This is a genomic window from Leptospira vanthielii serovar Holland str. Waz Holland = ATCC 700522 (assembly GCF_000332455.1).
GTDB classification, from domain to species: domain Bacteria; phylum Spirochaetota; class Leptospiria; order Leptospirales; family Leptospiraceae; genus Leptospira_A; species Leptospira_A vanthielii.
The window spans coordinates 173135-192352 of record NZ_AOGY02000077.1 but is presented as its reverse complement, the minus strand read 5'-3'; the positions used below and the strand labels follow the sequence as shown (position 1 = coordinate 192352).

General features: G+C 37.6%; 15 protein-coding genes and 1 pseudogene. 6 read left to right on the top strand and 10 right to left on the bottom strand.

Annotated elements, in window-relative coordinates:
• Positions 1-3 precede the first annotated feature (3 nt).
• The 4 genes from LEP1GSC199_RS19760 to LEP1GSC199_RS19745 form a co-directional block, all read right to left on the bottom strand.
• Positions 4-546 carry a PadR family transcriptional regulator gene (locus LEP1GSC199_RS19760; RefSeq protein WP_002990991.1) on the bottom strand — a complete coding sequence of 181 codons (543 nt, stop codon included), beginning with the start codon at positions 544-546 and terminating at the stop codon, positions 4-6.
• Between the two features lie 123 nt (positions 547-669).
• On the bottom strand, positions 670-1443 hold the full coding sequence (locus tag LEP1GSC199_RS19755; protein ID WP_002990986.1) for an alpha/beta fold hydrolase: 774 nt from the start codon (positions 1441-1443) through the stop codon (positions 670-672).
• A gap of 1 nt (position 1444) precedes the next feature.
• Entirely contained in the window at positions 1445-2041 is a 597-nt protein-coding gene (locus LEP1GSC199_RS19750; RefSeq protein ID WP_002990602.1) for an NAD(P)H-dependent oxidoreductase, read from the bottom strand.
• An 81-nt stretch (positions 2042-2122) separates the two neighbouring features.
• Entirely contained in the window at positions 2123-3160 is a 1038-nt protein-coding gene (locus tag LEP1GSC199_RS19745) for a DUF1554 domain-containing protein (protein ID WP_002990725.1), read from the bottom strand.
• A gap of 448 nt (positions 3161-3608) precedes the next feature.
• Here LEP1GSC199_RS19745 and LEP1GSC199_RS19740 point away from each other — a divergent pair, with 448 nt between their 5' ends.
• Positions 3609-4175 (top strand): DUF4215 domain-containing protein, encoded by a 567-nt coding sequence (locus LEP1GSC199_RS19740; RefSeq protein ID WP_039927513.1) that lies wholly within the window; start codon positions 3609-3611, stop codon positions 4173-4175.
• 391 nt (positions 4176-4566) lie between these two features.
• Here the strand turns inward: LEP1GSC199_RS19740 and LEP1GSC199_RS19735 are convergent, their stop codons facing one another.
• The 3 genes from LEP1GSC199_RS19735 to LEP1GSC199_RS19725 form a co-directional block, all read right to left on the bottom strand.
• Complete coding sequence (locus LEP1GSC199_RS19735; protein WP_002990799.1) at positions 4567-5112, bottom strand: NADPH-dependent FMN reductase; 546 nt, start codon at positions 5110-5112, stop codon at positions 4567-4569.
• Between the two features lie 3 nt (positions 5113-5115).
• Positions 5116-7536 (bottom strand): LA_1737 family protein, encoded by a 2421-nt coding sequence (locus tag LEP1GSC199_RS19730; RefSeq protein WP_002990901.1) that lies wholly within the window; start codon positions 7534-7536, stop codon positions 5116-5118.
• Positions 7537-7653: 117 nt separating this feature from the next.
• The gene (locus LEP1GSC199_RS19725; RefSeq protein ID WP_002990677.1) at positions 7654-10158 is read right to left on the bottom strand and encodes a methyl-accepting chemotaxis protein; all 2505 of its coding nucleotides are present in this window, start codon (positions 10156-10158) and stop codon (positions 7654-7656) included.
• Between the two features lie 738 nt (positions 10159-10896).
• Between LEP1GSC199_RS19725 and LEP1GSC199_RS19720 the strand changes: the two genes are divergently transcribed.
• From LEP1GSC199_RS19720 to LEP1GSC199_RS19710, 3 genes and pseudogenes are all read left to right on the top strand, one after another.
• Positions 10897-12510, top strand: a complete 1614-nt coding sequence (locus LEP1GSC199_RS19720; protein ID WP_002990988.1) for an FAD-binding dehydrogenase — start codon at positions 10897-10899, stop codon at positions 12508-12510.
• Positions 12511-12544: 34 nt separating this feature from the next.
• Positions 12545-14309, top strand: a pseudogene (locus LEP1GSC199_RS19715) (thiamine pyrophosphate-binding protein).
• 15 nt (positions 14310-14324) lie between these two features.
• A complete protein-coding gene (locus tag LEP1GSC199_RS19710) occupies positions 14325-15269 on the top strand; it encodes a tRNA dihydrouridine synthase (RefSeq protein ID WP_002990970.1) in 945 nt (314 codons plus the stop codon).
• A gap of 40 nt (positions 15270-15309) precedes the next feature.
• Here the strand turns inward: LEP1GSC199_RS19710 and LEP1GSC199_RS22135 are convergent, their stop codons facing one another.
• Positions 15310-15438 carry a hypothetical protein gene (locus LEP1GSC199_RS22135; protein ID WP_002991037.1) on the bottom strand — a complete coding sequence of 43 codons (129 nt, stop codon included), beginning with the start codon at positions 15436-15438 and terminating at the stop codon, positions 15310-15312.
• Positions 15439-15461: 23 nt separating this feature from the next.
• On the opposite strand from LEP1GSC199_RS22135, the gene LEP1GSC199_RS19705 reads away from it, so the two are divergent.
• Complete coding sequence (locus LEP1GSC199_RS19705; protein ID WP_002990590.1) at positions 15462-15950, top strand: DUF2721 domain-containing protein; 489 nt, start codon at positions 15462-15464, stop codon at positions 15948-15950.
• A 218-nt stretch (positions 15951-16168) separates the two neighbouring features.
• Here the strand turns inward: LEP1GSC199_RS19705 and LEP1GSC199_RS19700 are convergent, their stop codons facing one another.
• Both LEP1GSC199_RS19700 and LEP1GSC199_RS19695 read right to left on the bottom strand, forming a co-directional pair.
• Entirely contained in the window at positions 16169-16672 is a 504-nt protein-coding gene (locus LEP1GSC199_RS19700) for a hypothetical protein (RefSeq protein ID WP_002991050.1), read from the bottom strand.
• Positions 16669-17280, bottom strand: coding sequence for a hypothetical protein (locus tag LEP1GSC199_RS19695; RefSeq protein WP_002990599.1), 612 nt, complete (start codon positions 17278-17280; stop codon positions 16669-16671). Before LEP1GSC199_RS19695 ends, LEP1GSC199_RS19700 begins: the two co-directional genes overlap by 4 nt.
• Positions 17281-17895: 615 nt before the next feature.
• Between LEP1GSC199_RS19695 and LEP1GSC199_RS19685 the strand changes: the two genes are divergently transcribed.
• Complete coding sequence (locus LEP1GSC199_RS19685; RefSeq protein ID WP_002990936.1) at positions 17896-19206, top strand: 3-hydroxyacyl-CoA dehydrogenase family protein; 1311 nt, start codon at positions 17896-17898, stop codon at positions 19204-19206.
• The last annotated feature ends 12 nt before the right edge of the window (positions 19207-19218 follow it).

Here is a 19218-nt window from a genome sequence, read left to right as displayed (position 1 = left end):
GACTCAGGTTTTGATTTTACTTTTAACTTTTTCAATCCAATCCAGATTCAGTTTTGTTTGTTTTTCTGCATATTCTAGTGTCAATGACCAATATTCTAAATCTGGGTGTTTGTCCCAATCAGCATCCAGTTCTTTTTGAAAACTCTTTAATGATTTTAAATCTTCCTTTTGTTTACGAATTTCTTCTTCCAACTGTTGGGTTAATAGTTTGGGATTCATATGCCTTCCGAAGAATACCTTAAATAACAATTCGTTTCTCTTATTGGATTGGATTGGCGATTCATCCATCCAACGTCGAAATGTTTCTAACCCAGGGCGAGTGATTTTATATACTTTTTTCTTTTTTCCACTAACGTCCGTTTTCTCCCATTCTCGGATCAATCCTTCTTCTTCCAACTTGGATAGTGTTGGATAAATCTGGCCGAAACTTTCGCTCCAGAAAAAACTAATGGTAGATTCTATGTATTTTCTGATTTCATATCCGTTCATTTCGCATTGGGAAAGAATCCCTAATAACGCATATTGTGTTTTACTTTCTCGTTTCATTGGAATGTTCTAGATCTTTTTTAAATTGATAATATGCAGCGCAAACTTCTTCTGGCGACTCAATTTGTGGCCAATGTCCAATTAACTCTGACAAAAAATAAACTGGTTTTAATGGAAAACTATTTAAAAAACGATTTGCCATATGTCTACCTGAGTTTGGATCCGCAGGTCCGCAGGTCCGCAGATGTAACAAAATGGAATCTCTGTATTCGACATGGCACCTATCCAACGTTTTTGATAGTGAACTTTATCAAATACCAATCGACCAATCAAATAAGCGATGGATTTACCTTCCTTATGATTCAAAACTTCCCAAAAGATTTCAAGCCAGCTTGAAGCTGGTTGGGTGTTTGGTCCAAACACTTTAAACAAAGAGACTTCCACAGACTTACGACTCATTTTTTTACTTAAAAATTTTCCTATTACATCAGGAGTCTGCGATAACAACCTTTGGATCATTCTCGGTTTGTAAACATCAGTAAACAAACCTCCATTCATAAAAGCAACTGATTGAATTTTAAAAGAATTTTTATCCGGTGATGCCAACATTTCTTGAACAACACTCACGGCTAAATCATGGGCCAAAATATCTGCTTCTTTTATATTCAGATGTTTGGCGACTGCGTTCACTAATTCTGCATATTCTTCAAATGAATATTTATGATTTTTAGGTTTATCAGAAAAACCCATTCCTAAAAAATCCAAAAGAATGATCTTTCTATTCTCTGATATTTTGGGAATGACTAAACTCCAATCGAAACTATTGAAGGGGTATCCATGCAAAAGAAATAGAACTTCGCCTTCACCGATCGTTCGATAAAAAATGGAATGGCCTTGAAAATTAAAATACTTACCTTGGGATTCAAATTCCTTTAACTCTAGATTGGAAAAACTCATATCATTTACCTTGAATCGCCAATGACTCTACAACCTTTGTCCATTTTAAAAAATCAGTTTGTTTTCGAGTTCTCACCTGCCCGAAAATAGTTACTTTCACTGGGGATACTCCACAAAATTCCAATGTACCAAACTTTAACAATTGTACACCGGGAGATTTGTTAAACCATTTATAATACCAACTGGGAGCGTCCATTGTGACAATGATGCGAGCTGTTTTACCTAACAAAAGTTTTTCAGGAAGTGGAGAGTTTTTTCTGTATTTAAAAGAAAAACCCGGTAAAAATACACGATCAATCCAAGCTTTTAAAACTGCGGGCATACTTGCCCACCAACTGGGGAATACAAAAACTAAATGATCTGCTTCTGTTATTAAGTTTTGGCTTCGAACTAAATCCGATTCAAGAATCTGGGAATTATCTTTTTTATGACCCGAATACAAATTATAATCAAAATTTAACTCTGAAAGTTTTAGAAAACTAACGGTATGACCGGACTTTTTGGCCGAATTTACATAACTCTCTGCTAAATGACCGCAAAGCGAATGGGGATTCGGATGGCCAAGGACAACAAGAATATTCCTTTGTTTTGATTCCATAGTTCCTCATATCTAATAGATATATTTCCCAGCTATATCTATTAGATATGGATAGTCAACGAAAAAATAGAATTTTTTGACTTATTGTTCAACACAATAAAAAGGTAGGTTACTATTACAAGGAAAGTTATTAAAACCTATAGCTGCGGATCCGGTCCCAGATGTGTCACCCGCATTCCCATTGCCAGAATCCACAGTCCATGATCCGCAATGATTCCCATTACTTGTCCAATCCGCACTAAGTCCTGTCCATGCAGTGGTAGAAGTAGGCCTTATCCCCACAATGGGAAAAGTAAAAAGGGAAGAGGCAGTTGTTGTGCCAATCACCATTGAAATGTTGTCGTTACGGACGTATGTGGAAAATGGTTTTAGGACCCAATCGATTTGGCCATCACCTACCCCAGAGGTAAAGGATGCTTGGCGAGCATCAGAACCAGCATCGGCTAACATGGCTTTACAAATTTTACCTGCAGGACATTTTACATCTGCTTGGCAAATGGCATCTGCGCCAAAAACCCCACCCAAAATTCCAGTATAACTGCCTGAAGTTGTAAAAATAATTTTATCATTATCTAAAATTTCTGCCTGAATCAACTTTTCTTCCAATCGAAAGGATGTATCATTTGAGCTGGGTATAAATCGAATCAATGTGGAACGAGTTCCATTCATCACAGGATCATTCACCGCAGTGATGATTGTACTTTGATTCTGATTCCAATTGGATTTTGAAAAGGTTAAATTGGTTTGGGAAACAAATGCAAATGATGGATTGCTAACAATCACTTGAACATTTACAACTTCCTTGGGTTCTGATCCCAAAAAAACTTGAACCGATAATGAAGAACCAATGGTCGCTGTACCACCTGCTTCCGTTAGTGTCACAAAGTTATGGCTAAGATTAACACCTGGCTGGTTAACTATTTGGATTCCAGAATAACAGGGATGATTTTTTTGCCCTGTTGCTGTTACAATTAAGGAAGTTTCAAAATATGACTTTGAATTAATATCACAGGTATTGTTCAAAGACCCATTAGCACATGAAATCAAAAAAGAGAGCAAAAAAATGAGTGATAGTTGCTTAACAAGAAAAAAGGAAGTTCCATGTTTCAGTTCAACCATAATCATCAATCGAAATTAGATCAACTTTTTTGACCTATGATTGGATGTAATGCAAATTTTGAACCTCAATATTCAAAGCAGAATATTTTATTTGGGTACAGCAGAAAAAATTTCCACCCTAGTGCATATCGTCAAGATATTTAGTACAAAACATATAGCAATTGTAGATACCAATGCTACCTGCCCAATCAAAACATGTGTTGCTACCGATGACATAACCAGAAATACTTCCAAGCCATACACCTGGCAATATGGCATCAACCACAGCTGTAAATCGGATTTGCAATAATCCAGTTCCATTTGTATTGGAAATCAAAGTTGTGTTATTCGAAAGATGTTAGCTAGAATATTCATTTTTTTTAATAAAACTAATACATAATGTTCTTTTTATGAATTTTTTATTTACCCAAAAATCGCAATTACTTAACTCTTGTTAAAAGAGATACCTATGAAAACAATATCCATATCAAATAGAATGATTTCAGTAATGTTAATGCTAACACTTATGTCCTTATTAAGCTGTGAAATAGCAGATAAAAAAAATGACGAAGCGAGCCAAAGTTCGCTACTTACTCTTATTGGAATAGTTTCGCAAACAAACCAGGCACAAACCCCAGACACATATCAGAGTGTCGGAGGAACATTAACGGGTCAATTGAATGGAGGAACATTAGTTTTGCAACTTAATGGAGCAAACAACCTTTCCAGAAACGCATTAGGAAATTTTTTGTTTAGCACAAACATCAAATCAAATAGCAGTTACTCTGTTTCGGTTCTCTCAAATCCCAATGGAGTAACATGTGGAATTACGAATAAAGCTTCTGGAACAATTGGGACCTCTAACATAACTGACGTTACCGCAGATTGCAATATTTGCGGTAACGGTGTGAAGGTTTCATACGAGGCTTGCGATGACGGTAATTTGGCTAATGGAGACGGGTGCAACAATACATGTAAAATAGAAGCCGGATTTTCTTGCAACAATACGTCACCATCCGTTTGTGTTAATATATAAAGCAAAGTTACTATGAATCATTGTTTTCAATCTGATTGTTTAATCTTGAAAATTTCAAGATAGATTGAAAACAACCCACTTTTAAAGTATATCTTTCAAATTCGCCCTATTTTCATTAAATTTGAGCAAAATATATAGTAAACCCATTCCAATATTCAAAAAGTTGAAAATTGATATCTACTAATTTTAAACCATAACTAAATAGCTGTATTTCTGAATTATAAATTCCATATTTTTTGTGGTTTCATAAGGTTTATTGGAATTGAAAATATTTTTAAAATATGAAAAAAATTTTCAGGCACATTGTCGGTGCTGACGCCATCAATCCAAACAGAACAAGTATTACTATCGAAAACTAAACGGATCGAAACGATTCAAGAGAAGTCTTTACTCAGCTATTATCATTTAGAGAATTTAAAAAAACATGCATCAAGTTATGAATGGATTGTTTTGTAATTGGGTCGCTAATTTGACCATCAGTGGCAACTTTAGCCTTCACTCCAGAAATCAAAAGATTGGTCTCTTCGGATAACTTAGCGCCTATAGTTTTCAAAACTAAAAGCAATGATTCATGTGCTTTTTCACCAACGGAAGCTGCGGTTATCAATGCTACTGGTTTGTCCGTAAATACAACAGAAGATACAGCCCACTCTAATGCATTTTTTAATACACCTGGAATGCTAAATACATATTCAGGAGAACATATTAATATACCATCTGCCTTATCAACATCGGTTAAGAAATCTTTCACAACTGCTGGTGTCTCCTCATCAGAAGTTCCAGAAGCAAAAAAAGGAAAATCAACAATCTTGTCATAAATTACCATTTCACAATTTTCTGAGAAATTTTGTTTTAAAGTTTGGAGAATTTTTTTGTTATACGATGTGGCGCTAATTCCACCTGAAATTGCGAGAATTTTTGATTTTGGATTATTCATGTTCTATATAGACATTCCCATAATTTTTTTGGTTCCATCGGTTTCCTTGGTGTAAGAAAATAATTTCAATATAGAGAATTTTTCATATCCATTGTCTTCTGTTTGGTATTCCCAGAGCCAACCCCATAAACTTCCCCTCTTAACATACCCTCTTTCAATTTCTGTTTTTTCCTGGTACAATGCACCTAACAATATATATGTTGAGTATTGGTTATCGGTTTTAGATTTATTATGATAATAGCCGAGACCTGCGAGCATTAATTCTGTTTTTTCTTCTTCAGAATCAAAAAGGTAATACAGAAATGGCCCATACAATCTTGACTTCTCTTTTTCTGCGTCAGCAGTTCTTACAATTGGAAAAAAATTATATATGGTTTTATAAGATCTGTGATCATATCCTAACCAAAGAAAAGTCATACGGTTAACGCGAGAAGGTTCTTTTTTGAAACTCCAAAGTAAATCACCCAAACTTCTAAACCTATAGTCAGATTCAGTGTTTTCAGATTCGATTAAATATAGAAAATTATAATAATGGCCGGTTCTTTCCCATTTTAGATAATTTAAAAAAGTAAAGGTTGTAAAACTATCTCTCTCCCAATGATTAAAAGAGAATGGGATGACGGAAAAACTGGAATCTGTCTTATAAAACGGGAAAACTAATAGATGAGATAACGATTTTTTCGAATGATTATTCTCAGTCGACTTAGTTTTAGAACTTGTTCTTATAACATCATCCTGATACCACTCCCAATCGACCAACCACAAAACATTTGTTCTTGTCCGACTCTCTTTCATGTTACGATAGAAAAATGGAGTCACCCATACAGTCCGTTCTCTTTCCGAGTGAGAGGGATTTCGATCTTCATAAGAAATCCACAACGGCCAAAATAAAAATTCCGTATGAGCAGAGGAAGGTCCTGTTGTTTGTTGGTAAAGAGATAATAATGTATACGTATTAGTAGTTTTATATTTTTCTCTACTTTCATTTCTATGAATATAGAATGGGAGGAAACGGTGACCAGAATCTACATCAGATTCATAGACGTTCACCAAAGGCCAAAGATACGAACGTTCCTTTCGATTGTTTTTTTTGTGATCCTCGGTCAAATAAACATTCAAAAGATAAGCATGGAACTCTGAATCAATATCTTTCTGTTTCCCGTATAGCGGGAACAAAACTTTGTATTCCAAGTCATTTGATTGATAACTAAACCAAATTGGAAAAAAAGGAGGTAACAAAACTACATTGTCTTCTGAAGTTTCATCCCAAGTAAACCATGCAAGTGGTAATAAGCGGATATGTCTTTTAGAGTCTGCCCTTTCGTAAGAAAAAATTCCAAAAAGTAAATTATAACCAATAAAACTATCGCTGTTTTCTCGATTGAACTCTCTTTTTTTTACCAACTTGGGATTCCCTATTTCCAAAGACTTTGTGTTTTTAGGATCTAAATTTCCATTCAAAACTTTCGTTCGTTGCGAATATCCAACCAAATTATATAAAATTCCAAAGTCAAAATCAACATACACCTTTCCATCATTAGATGCCAGATTTACATTTGCGGAGTTTGTTTTCGTATACCACAATAAATTGATATGATAGTCTTCTTCCGAGTCGGAGTAGTTAAGATACAATGGGAAAACAAGGTCTAATTCTTTTCCAGGAGCTCTGTAATGTGCCAAGAACGGGAAGCCAATAAACAGTCTCTCTTCCTTCGCCTTATCATTTGAAAAATAGATGGGGCCTAACCAATATTCGTTATCATTGGATCTATAACTTTGGTAAAACAAAAACAAAGGAAAAAATAAATAGTTTTCCTTTGAATAATAAACCAAAGGGAAAAATGAGAATTCGTGAAGTCCTTTTTTCTCATTTACTTCCATATGTAACAAAGTCAGAAAACGAGTATAATGATTTTTATTTGCCCCACTAGTGTTTCGACTGTGATAGTATAACAAAGGAATGACGGGGAATCCTAACTTACTATTAGTATCATTTGTTTTATAAAAGAATAAGGGAATTGTGGTTAGATAGTTACTATTTGTATCTTTACCCCAAAAAACTAATGGATAAAAGGATTGGTCTAAGGAATCATTTTCTTTGGTTCGGTTTACGTTAAGTATTCGTTTGTATTCACGATTATCGGATTTACTTTGTATATGATAGTAGAAAGGAAATACAGATTTGGTTTTTGCCTTTGGATAGTCATAATAGCGATATAATCCTAATGCTCGGACAGAGTAATGGTCTGTCCAATTTTCTATGTCATAGAAAATATTACTAGCCTCGAATTTGGCACTGCGCTCACTTCCATAAACCTTTACTTCCTTTTCTGATTCTAAATCAGTCCAAGTTTTTGAATACAAACCCCATGAAAAAAAAAGATAACTAATAGAAAGAAAAATATAAATGATAATCGAATGCATTCCGTTCCACTTACGAGTGATTATCGCATCATAATCTCATATAAGTAAAATTAGGCAAGAAATTACTTTTCCTAAATCTTTTGATTTATAAACAAGTAAATCCAATCATCAAAATTTCTAATATTTATAGGTTTCGACAACTGTTTGTAAATGTTCCCCAGTGACCTCAATGTCTTTTGCTGTTTCCAGTAGGACCAATGAATTATCAGCAATAACTTGAGTTCCTGTTGCTATCGTTTCGATAGATTTTGAGATCTCTTCTACCGCTATTTTTTCTTGAGAAGCGGCATTTAAAATATGAAGAGAATTTTCATTGATTTTATGAACCGATTCCACAATACGATGGGTATCAGCAGTTTGTTTGTCTTGAGCAGAACTCACAAGTTTTGCGGTTTCTTGAATCTTCGAAATATTACTGAGTAACTCTCTAAAACTAGCTTCCGTATTCATCATAAGCCCAACACTGGTCTTAATTGCATTTTTTGTATCCGTGGTCAACGATTGAATATTTCGAGTGTTCAGTGCCGTTTGTTCAGCAAGTTTCCCGATCTCTTGGGCAACAACGGCAAAACCTCGACCGAGATCTCCTGCTCTTGCGGCTTCAATCGCGGCATTTAGCGCTAGTAAGTTGGTTCTATCTGATATTTCATTGATAATATTGACAACTTCATCGATTAACTCTGCTTTTTGATTTACAGTATGAATGGAGTCCGCAGTATTTTTTGTAGTTAACATACCATCATTTGCCTGTCTATAGAATTCTTCTGTTAAATTTGTCATTCCTACCATTGCATTGGCAACTTCTGCCATTGCGATTTTAAAGTCCAAAGTAACTTTTTCGATTTCTTTTAAGTGGTCGGCTTGAGTCGATATACTTAAAAAAACATTTTCCACAGAGGCAGCTAACTCTTCTGTTGCCGCAGACGTTTCTTCTGTTGAAGCAGCTTGGTCTTGGGTTGTTGCAGAATAATTACGAACTAAATTTGCGGCTTCTTTTGATTTATCGGATAACTCGCCGGAGACTTGCCTGAGGATAAATACAATTTCAGTAATATTTAAAATAAAAACTCCCATCCATTTTAATAACCCTCCGATTTCATCATGAATCCCATAATCTAAATTTTCTTTTAGTTCGCCCGATCCCCTTACGATTTGACTAATGATATTTGTACTGTTTCGTATCACTGACATTATACTTTGAATGATTAAATACTGAAGCAAAATAAGAAAGGTAAGAATGGAAACTGTAACAATGGTGATTATTATAGCGTAATTTTTGGCGACTTTGGCTCGCTGCAAAAACTTTTCAGACAGTTGTTTTGAAATGATTTCGTTCACATTAAAAATCTGATCAATCAAATTGGTTGTAGCATTATAATACTCGATGGGTTTTAATGTAGTTTTTTTTTCTTTGATGACCCTATTTTGAATGAGTGCATGTAAGGAAGGAAAATCGGCTTCCGCGTGTTTGTATGTATCGACGATAGTTTTACTATCGGGATTGAATTTTGTGATAAATGTAATACTTACAGAGATTGCTTCAAAATGACCGAGAATGGCACCCATAATTTCTTGAATCAAAATCTTTTCAGAATCCTCTGCCTTTTCTCCTTTCCCCAAATACGCCAATCCTGTAGCACGTAGTTGGCCAAGTTTTTCAGCTAAATAAGGCAATTTAGAGAGAGAAACATCAATCATAAAGTAGGTATCTTTATCTGGATCCAAAAACAACCCCGAAGATTCCCCTACTTCGCTATTCACATTCAACATTTTTTTAATTAACTTCACATGTGCAATATAACTTTCTTTTGGTGTAAGGTTAAGGTTTACTTCTTTCAGGTGTTTCCAATCATTATAAGTCTCCTTCGATAATTCATATACGTGGAAATGTTTACCCTCTTCCTCATTTAATTCTAAGAATTTTTGATAAGAAGAATCTAATTCATTTTCGATTTTTAATGAACCTTCTTTTGCTGACAGATCCCCACTCAAAACTCGAGCCAAAAGCCCCCGGTGTTTTGCCGTGAGTCGCATGAGTTGTGCAAGACTTAAATTGTATTCTGCACCTTTGAACCGATTAAAAGCACCTTCATATTCAACTTTTTTGATTAAGATTAGATTGATTCCCAAAACCATCATCATGATCGCCATAAGTCCAAAGACAAACAAGAGTTTGGTTTTAATTTTAAATTTATAGAGTATTTTTTTTGGATTTAGAATAAAGCCCGATTGTTGTGACTTTGGGTTTAGATAGAACAGTTCGCCTTTTTTAATTTGGGTTTCCGATGCGGTACGTCCGACATACATCTGACCCACAGTTTTTCCCTCGGCATCATAATAAGGAGTGATAGTTGTGTTTGCCCAGAAATAATTACCTGACTTAGTTTGGTTTTTCAACATTCCATTCCAAGGCTCATTGGAATTTAAGGTTTTGAAAATTTGGGAATCAACGGCTCCGGGAGTTTCTGGATGTTGTATTTTTTTAAAGGAATGCCCGAGTAACTCACTTCTTCCAAATTCACTCAATTTAACCAAATCATCGTTAACGAAGATAATATTGCCCTTCAAATCTGTTTTAAAGGATATAGTTGTGTTTTGTGGGATTTTAACCTGGGTAGTCATACCAATACTCCGAAATAAGAATAAAATGAAATAGAGAGGGAAACTGAGTCTGATGAATTAAATAAAAGAAAAATGTGAAAAACAATCCATGATTGGTTCATTGATTCCAAAAGTTGGAAATTCTTTTTTACAGCAGTCTGAAAAAAAAATGCCTCCCAAAACATGGCCTAAGTAACTCCGATTGGATCGAGCAAATGAATGGCCCAGATGCCCTCTGGATTGGTCGGGACACTCAGACTCCTTCAAATGATATCATGATGTTTCGATAGATTAAATAACCTAACGAATATTAACTTAATTTAAGAACCAAACAAGAGAGGTAATTCGTTTCCACCAAAAACAAAAATAGTTTTATGTCTTTGCGTGCAAACATCGTCAATGAAACAAAAGAATAAAAAGAAAATCTAACACATCCAATCCGTTCGCCGCTAAAATCTGCTCTATTCCAAATAAACACAAACTAATGATTGTTATTCACAGATACCAAAAGAACACATTTTCTAGAACTATTCTAGTTATAATTACAATTTCCCAACACTATTTCTAGGTTATTAAATTCATTCTAATATTTGAATTTCACAACTTATGAAAAAACGAGTCGCATTTGTTTCATTTAAATTATTATCGTGTACATTCTGACATAAAATTCATTGCTACTAACAGAAGTAAGTGATTCATTTTATACAAAGCGAAAGTAAGTTCTATTTGATTTACAAAAAGTATTCGGAGGGTTTTGTAATGGCCGTAAAGAAAAACGATGTCATTATCATCGGAGCAGGAATCGCTGGTTTGGTTTTGGCATTTGAATGCCTGAACCAAGGAAAAACTGTTTTAATCATTGAAAGAAATACCAAAGAACACCTAGGAGGTCTCGCCAAATTATCATTTGGTGGTATGGCATTAGTCGGCACTCCATTGCAAAGGCGACTGGGAATCAAAGATACACCTGCTATTGCTTTGGATGATTGGCATTCCTTTGCCGATTTTGGCACACAGGATGTTTTACCGAAGTTGTGGGCAGAACAGTATGTCCATGAAAGTGCAGAACAAGTTTACCATTGGTTACTTGGTCTCGACTTAAAGTTTTTTCCCGTCGTCAATTGGGTGGAACGGGGACAGTATAAAAGAGGGAACTCAGTACCCCGTTATCATGTACTTTGGGGAACTGGCTATCGTTTGGTGGAACGTTTTGAAGAATTATTAAAAAATCATCCGAATAGTGACCGTTTGACTTATCTTTTTGAACATAAAGTCACTGATCTGATCCAAGAAAATAGAAAGATAACTGGTTGTATCGCCGAACAGGAAAATACGGGACAAAAGGATTTAACTTTTTTTGCCGAACATGTGGTTGTAGCGACAGGAGGAATTACCGGATGCCTCGATAAAGTAAGGGAACACTGGTACAAACCTTGGGGGCAGGCTCCCAAAGAAATGCTAAACGGCTCCCATCCTTTTGCGGATGGACTAGTTCATGATGCTGTGAGTCGGCATGGTGGCAATGTTACCCATCTGGATAAAATGTGGAATTATGCGGCAGGGATACCTAATCCCAAACCACAATTTGAAGCACATGGACTCAGTTTGATTCCGTGTAAGTCTGCTTTGTGGTTGGACCACAGTGGGCGTAGGATTGGACCCGAACCAATGGTGACGGGTTTTGATACCAATGAACTTTGTCATCGTGTATCACAATTAGAAAAACCCTATACCTGGCAATTGTTGAACTGGAGAATTGCCGCAAAAGAACTGGCAGTTTCAGGATCAGAACACAATCCCATGATTCGAGATCGAAAACTATTTTCCTTTCTAAGAGAAGTATTACTCGGCAACCATCGCCTAGTCCGCCAGTTACAAAAAGAGAGTGATCATTTCATTGTCGCGCGTGATTTACGAGAACTTGTGAATCAAATGAATCGCTTAAATGGTGACCAAACAATTGATTTCGAAGTATTAAAAAACGAAGTGACTCAGTTCGATGATGTGATCCGACGTGGGAAAGGACTTTGGAATGACGACCAGTTAAGGCGGATCCAACATGCAAGGGGATGGCGTTCCGACCGAGTCCGCACCTGCAAACCCAAACCCATTCTCGATCCGAGTGCAGGACCTCTCATTGCAATCAAACTGCGACTGATTACTAGAAAAAGCCTTGGTGGAATTCAAACAGATTTACAAAGTCGCGTATTAAATACGTTAGGTGCTCCGATCACAGGTTTATATGCAATCGGGGAAGCAGCGGGATTTGGCGGTGGTGGAGCTAGCGGTTTTAAATCTCTGGAAGGAACTTTTCTCTCCGGTTGTATATTAACTGCAAGAGCTGCAGCAAAGTCGATCGGTGGCAGTGTTTAAAGAAAGTAATAAGTAATCACAAAGGAAATAAAACATGAATAAAACAGGTGCTTGGTTAGTAAGATATGCTCTGGAACAAATTGGCGTTCGTTATACCTTTGGAATTCCCGGAGTCCACAATACCGAAATTTATGATGAACTCAATAGTTCAGACTCGATTATCCCAATGTTAGTTACCCACGAAGGTTGTGGTGCCTTTATGGCCGATGCCATCAGTCGCACCAGTGATTCCATTGGGACTTTACTCATTGTACCCGCAGCAGGAGTGACTCATGCCGCAAGCGGGATCGGGGAAGCTTTTTTAGATGGTGTTCCCATGCTCGTCATCGCCGGTGGAGTCCGAAGTGATTCACAATTTAAATACCAACTGCATGATATGGACCAACATGCACTACTCAAACCCATTACAAAAAAAACATTTAAAGTAAAATCGCAAAACGAAGTGGTGGAGACTCTTTACGAGGCCTATCAAATCGCTGTTAGTGGAGAACCGGGGCCTGTATTTGTGGAAGTTCCAGTGAATATTCAGCTATATACTGGTCCGGTGGAAACCCTTCGCACCTACAAAGACTACTGCAAGGCACAAACCATAACGTATCCGCCATTTCCTTTTGCAAGTATAGACGAGGCTGTGGAACTATTGGTAAAGGCTAAGTCACCAGGTTTGTTTTTGGGATGGGGAGCGGTCGACGCAACAACTTCCACTATAGAAATTGCCGAACTACTAGGTGCACCAGTATCAACCACCTTACAGGGTTTAAGTGCATTTCCAGGGAATCATCCTTTGCATTGCGGAATGAGTTTCGGTGCAGCAGCAGTCCCTGCAGCAACAAAAGCATTTTCTGATTGTGATTGTTTACTTGCAGTAGGAACTCGTTTTGCAGAAATCGCTACCGCCAGCTTTGGTGTCACCGTTCCTAAAAATCTCATTCATATAGACATCAACCCCGATGTGTTAAATGCCAATTATCCAGCCAAAGTAGGCATTACTGGCGACGCTAAATTAATACTACCCGAATTGGTAAAAAGGCTCAAACTTAAGTTAGATGAAACCAAACAAAGCCGGGAAAATCACAGACAAAAAATCCAATTAGAGATTCTTAAAAATAAAAAAGCTTATACGGAAGAATGGTTCCAACATGACAGCAAGGACAGAGTCAATCCTGCAAAATTTTTCAGTGTTTTGCGTTCCACACTTCCCGATGATGGGTTTGTTGTGGTGGATGATGGCAACCATACATTTCTTACGGCAGAACTCATGCCGATTCATAAACCACGTCGTATGATTTCTCCGACCGATTTTAATTGTATGGGTTATGCGGTGCCGGCAACGATCGCCACAAAACTAGCCAACCCCGATAAGGCAGTGGTGGGTATCATTGGTGATGGAGCCTTTCTTATGACCTGTATGGAAATTGTAACTGCGAGTATGAACCACATCGGAGCCCTTTTTACCGTGTTTAATGATGGTGAGTTATCTCAAATCGCACAAGCCCAACAAGTTCCTTATAATCGTAAAACCTGTACCGTTCTTGGAGCCACACGTTTTGAAGGCATTGCCCAAGCCACCGGTGCCGAATATCTACGTATAGAAACCAATGATGAAATTCAAGAAAAGTTAGAAGCCGCCTGGAATCTCACAAAACAAGGACACCCTGTCATTTTGGACGTACACATTGATTACAGCAAAAAAAACCCGTTTCACTCAAGGGATTGTGGGAACTAATATCAAACGTCTGCCGTTTGCTGCAAAAATACGAATGATCAGTCGTGCCCTCGTGAGAAAAGTGACTGGATAGGATGATTATTTTTTCTTGCGTATCTTACTTGCACCCATGGAAGGACTTCTCGATTACCGCTTGCGCGATACGCTAACACGCGTAGGTGGATTTGATGAATGTGTCAGTGAATTCATTCGAGTGAATGATACGCTTCTCCCCTCACACCGGTTTTACCGTTATGTTCCCGAGTTGTATGAAGGATGCCGAACCAAAGTGGGAGTCCCCGTAAAGGTTCAACTTTTAGGTTCGGATCCTATTTGCATGGCAGAGAACGCAAGTAAGGTGGCCTCTCTTGGTGCTTTCGGTATTGATATTAACTTTGGATGTCCTGCTCCGACAGTGAACAGAAACCGTGGAGGTGCGGCTCTTCTCAAAGAACCCGATCTTATGTTTGCCATTGTGAAAGCGATTCGGAGTGCCGTTCCTAAAGAAATTCCTGTGACTGCAAAAATGCGAATTGGTTTTGATTCCACCGAATTAGCGCTAGTTTGTGCTAAGGCTTTAGAAGAGGGAGGAGCCGAAGAAATAGTAGTCCATGCAAGAACGAAAACAGATGGATACAAACCCCCTGCCTATTGGGATTGGATCACAAAAATTCGCGCTACAGTAAAAGTTCCTGTTGTTGCCAATGGAGAAATTTGGACTGCCGAAGATGCCAGAAGGTGTCTCGAAGTTTCTGGTTGTAAGGACATTATGATTGGACGAGGTGTCGTTGCCAACCCAGCCCTTGCTTTAATGATTCGCACAGACAGAAACAAAAGCCTCACTTGGGAAGAAATGAAAGAAATTTTGCACCAGTATTGGTTGAGTTTAGAAACAGATATGGAAGCAAAAAGCCGGGCCGGTCGGATCAAACAATGGTTACACTATCTATCTCGCCAATACCCTGAAGCCGAAAGGGATTTTGAAATCGTAAAACGATTCACAAAGCTGGAAGAATTTACAAAGTATTTGAAGACAAAAATATCACTCATATAAAACAATCTCTGGTGTAAAGATATCAATCTAACAGTCGATCCTATTTGCCTAAATAAATTGGTTCACATTTTTCTAGAGAGGACTTCACTCCTTCCTTACCATCTTCTGTTCGCAAAAGACCAATGATTCCCTTCAAAAAACGATATGTTTTTTTTTCTTTAAAAACCAATACACCTCTTAAAACTATTCCTTATGTTCGAATCGTTTTCCAACTCTGAAATCCTTTCCGGTATGATCACCCCAGCAGTCCTTGTTTCCGCCTGTGCCAGTTTGATATTTTCCACAGCCAACAGACTGGGTCGTATATTTGATCGTGTGAACCTTTTGAAATCGGAAGTAGAACTACTTTTAGAGGGCAAACGAGGTTTTCAAAAAGAAAGAATGGTTTACCTTCGCAAACAACTTTCTGTCCAAAAAAAACGGGCCGTCCTCATCCAACGTTCTATGGCGTTTTTGTATTTGGCAACTTCCCTCTTTGTGATTTCGAGCCTGACTTTAGCCATCACTCTTGCTTTTGCCAAAGAGTATTCTTGGATACCAACTGTGGCAGCAATCACTGGTGGGATTTGTTTGTTTCTGGCAAGTGCTCTTCTTTTTTATGAAAGCAGATACAATCTAACATTTATTAATCTACAAATTGAGTTTACGGAATTTTTGGAAAGGGAAGTGCAGGAGAAATAAAACCTAAAAAATCATAACCCGAAAACAATTCCCCCAAAAGGATTTTTTGATTTTCCTTTTGGGCGCCTCGAATCCGTTAGTTGACAAACAGTGGTATTAAAACCGACCGCGTTATCCGCTCCAATCTTTCGCATTGCGAAAGGATTTCCGCTACTACCGCTGGCGCAGGGATTTCATTTTAAATTTTCATCAAAACTCTTGGAAACTTCCTCATGAATTCAAAGTTTTTGTTTGGAGATGTCCTCTAAAAATTGTTCTAAACAACGGTAAGTTGCTTTTTCAGTTGCATAACGAATTCGTTCTATTCCCATAAATTTTTCAGAAACTGTCGCTGTTTCATCAGCAATAAAATCCTTTTTATAAATCTCTTTTTTGTCCTTTAATAATATAAATGTTAGCTTTAATTTATGCCGAATGTCCAAGAATTCCACTTCCTGAATTTCATCTTTTCCATTGTTGATGACGCGAAGCTGAAAATCCCCATTAAAATTGACAACGGATTTAAATAAACCATATTCAATTAAACCTTTCCTGATAATCGCACGCAAACCTACATGGTGGTATCCTTTATTGTACTCATCGAATGACGTTCCTGGTTCTATCAACTCTATCGTTTGATTCAATAAACCTGGTTTTGTATCTTTCTGCTGTAACGGAGGTAATTCGGCACAAGAAATAAAATTAAATAAAACGATAAATACTAAAATATGTTTAAGATTCATTTGATAATTCCTTTTGATTTCCAATTGTTTAGAGATGAATAAATGATACTTCTGTATGCTCTCGTTTCTACAATAGGTGTAAAGAAAAATGGAGAAACAGGAAGAATTATCCATCCGAAGATTGAATCATTTGAATAACGTTCTTCGTTTACAGCTAATAACTTGGAATTCGAATCGAGTAACGAAACTTTCATGTTCAGTTCTAAATCGATAAACAAAGGGAAAACAAGAAAAGTTGCTCCTGAAATACCAACCAAAACCATGTTACTTTTATCATTAATGTTTGTTTCTACAATCATGATTAGATCAACTGGCTCTTTGTCATTCGTTGTGACATTCTTAAACAAATCAGAATCTTTCAAAATACCTTCCATTTTTTCATTAACCGTTGGAATGGGCTGCGGAATTTTTGAAATTTTGCCATGCTCATAATAGTCGCCAAAATATTTTATTAGTATAACTTTTTTTTCTAATATTTCAGGAGTTGGCGTATTTTTTAAACTTGGATTTTCATACTTCACAAAGGAAATACAATTAAGTAATATTCCTAAGCAAGAAACTGAAATAATGATAATCCATTGACTAGAGGGTTTTTCTTTCAAATTCATCGGTCAAAGTGCAACATAAACTATAGTTAGGTCAAATGGTTTTCAGCAAATAACAGATATTATTTCAATACTATAAACAATTTATGTGTATCATAAGATACTGATAAACGAATCTTTCTTGTGATATAATTTACTTCAGAAAAATTCACCCAAAATTATTGATTCGATTCTAAAAAATGAAATCAAATCTCGCATTTTACCAAAGGGGATTCTATTCATATAAAAACTGATGATTTACTATATAGCAAACCAATCCCAACGCCAGGGACCTGCAGGGCTTGGTCCTTCTGGCAAAGGTTTCCCTTGCCGGAAGGACGGGAGCGTAAGCGCACCCCGAAAGGGCCCGCCCGGGCGCCCCAGGTCGAAACCGTGAACTTATCAGAATTAAAATTGGGGATTTTGGGAAGTGGCGTGCCAAAAATTGCGGGTCGTGGTAAAGGGAAACCATTGGGCGGCGGGTCTAGTTCCCCACCCTCAAATCGGGCGGGGAGTACAATATCCACACCCCACACCCCGCCGACCCTCTTTTGTAACAAATCTGACAAAAAAAAACGATTTTCCTGTCACCTTGGCTTTCTAGAACGGTAAGTAAAAATTAGATTCGGATATTCCTTCATGAGAGAAATCAAAACTGTCACGATTTTAGGTGCCAACGGAGCCATGGGTTCTGGAAGTGCAGGCGTCATTGCCGCCTTCGGTGGTGCTAAAGTCTATATGCTCGCTAGAGATGTTGAAAAAGCAAAACAGGGTATCGAAGCCGCTGTGGCATCCGTAAAAACGGATACAATTCGCGCTAGAATGATCCCTGGTTCCTACGATGCGGACCTGGAAAAAGCTGTCGCTGAGTCAGATTGGGTATTCGAACTCGTGGCGGAAAGTTACGAAGTCAAAGAACCGATTAACATTCGTATTGCGAAAGCTCGTCGTCCCGGAACCATCGTGTCCACTGTGTCTTCTGGTCTTTCCATCGGTCGTTTGGCAAAAGCTTACGATGAAGACGGTCAAAAACACTACTACGGAACGCATTTTTTCAACCCTCCTTATAAAATGATCCTTTGTGAACTAGTCACTCACTCTGGTAACGACAAAAAAGTTACACAAGCGTTAGGTGAATACTTAGACAAAGTACTCGGCCGTGCTGTTGTGTATACAAATGACACTCCTGCTTTTGCTGGAAACCGCATTGGGTTTCAGTTGATGAACGAAGTGGCTCACTTTGCAGAAAAGTATGCCGACAAAGGTGGAATTGCGCTTCTTGACGAAATCATGTCTGGTTACACGGGCCGCGCTATGGGACCACTTGCCACTGCTGACTTCGTAGGACTAGATGTTCACAAAGCCATCGTTGACAATATCTACGACAATACAAAAGACGAAGCTCACGAAACATTCAAACTTCCTGGTTACTTCCAAAAGTTAATCGATGCCGGTAAACTCGGTATGAAGAGTGGCGGTGGTCTCACGAAAGTTGTGAAACATGCTGACGGAAAACGGGAAAAGTTTGTTTATAATATCAAAACGGGTGAGTACGATCCGTATCCAAAATTTGATATTCCTTTTATCAAAGAAGCTCGCCAAAAAATCAAAGAGTCTGACTACAAAGGTGCGATGGATGTAGTAAAAAAAGCAAGTGGCTTGGAAGCAGACATTGCTCGTTACTTCATTTCACGTTACATCAGTTATTCGCTCTCCCTTGTTGGGGAAGTGGTGGATACAAAAGAAAACACTGACGGAGCTATGGGTTTCGGTTTTAACTGGGTTCCTGCTTCCGCTTTTGTGGATTTCCTTGGTGGCCCGAAAGAAACAATTAAGCTGATGGAAGCGTCTAAAATACCAGTTCCCAAACTTTTAAAAGATGCAAAAGAAGGCAAAAAGTTTTACGAACTCGGTGAGAAACTGGATGCAAGGTCTCTCTTCAAAGGTTAATTAGGAGCATTA

Bases quoted from the DNA above. Each gene is read 5' to 3' on its own strand.
- LEP1GSC199_RS19760 (WP_002990991.1), bottom strand. From the start codon at position 546: ATGAAACGAGAAAGTAAAACACAATATGCGTTATTAGGGATTCTTTCC.
- LEP1GSC199_RS19755 (WP_002990986.1), bottom strand. From the start codon at position 1,443: ATGAGTTTTTCCAATCTAGAGTTAAAGGAATTTGAATCCCAAGGTAAG.
- LEP1GSC199_RS19750 (WP_002990602.1), bottom strand. From the start codon at position 2,041: ATGGAATCAAAACAAAGGAATATTCTTGTTGTCCTTGGCCATCCGAAT.
- LEP1GSC199_RS19745 (WP_002990725.1), bottom strand. From the start codon at position 3,160: ATGGTTGAACTGAAACATGGAACTTCCTTTTTTCTTGTTAAGCAACTA.
- LEP1GSC199_RS19740 (WP_039927513.1), top strand. From the start codon at position 3,609: ATGAAAACAATATCCATATCAAATAGAATGATTTCAGTAATGTTAATG.
- LEP1GSC199_RS19735 (WP_002990799.1), bottom strand. From the start codon at position 5,112: ATGAATAATCCAAAATCAAAAATTCTCGCAATTTCAGGTGGAATTAGC.
- LEP1GSC199_RS19730 (WP_002990901.1), bottom strand. From the start codon at position 7,536: ATGCATTCGATTATCATTTATATTTTTCTTTCTATTAGTTATCTTTTT.
- LEP1GSC199_RS19725 (WP_002990677.1), bottom strand. From the start codon at position 10,158: ATGACTACCCAGGTTAAAATCCCACAAAACACAACTATATCCTTTAAA.
- LEP1GSC199_RS19720 (WP_002990988.1), top strand. From the start codon at position 10,897: ATGGCCGTAAAGAAAAACGATGTCATTATCATCGGAGCAGGAATCGCT.
- LEP1GSC199_RS19705 (WP_002990590.1), top strand. From the start codon at position 15,462: ATGTTCGAATCGTTTTCCAACTCTGAAATCCTTTCCGGTATGATCACC.
- LEP1GSC199_RS19700 (WP_002991050.1), bottom strand. From the start codon at position 16,672: ATGAATCTTAAACATATTTTAGTATTTATCGTTTTATTTAATTTTATT.
- LEP1GSC199_RS19695 (WP_002990599.1), bottom strand. From the start codon at position 17,280: ATGAATTTGAAAGAAAAACCCTCTAGTCAATGGATTATCATTATTTCA.
- LEP1GSC199_RS19685 (WP_002990936.1), top strand. From the start codon at position 17,896: ATGAGAGAAATCAAAACTGTCACGATTTTAGGTGCCAACGGAGCCATG.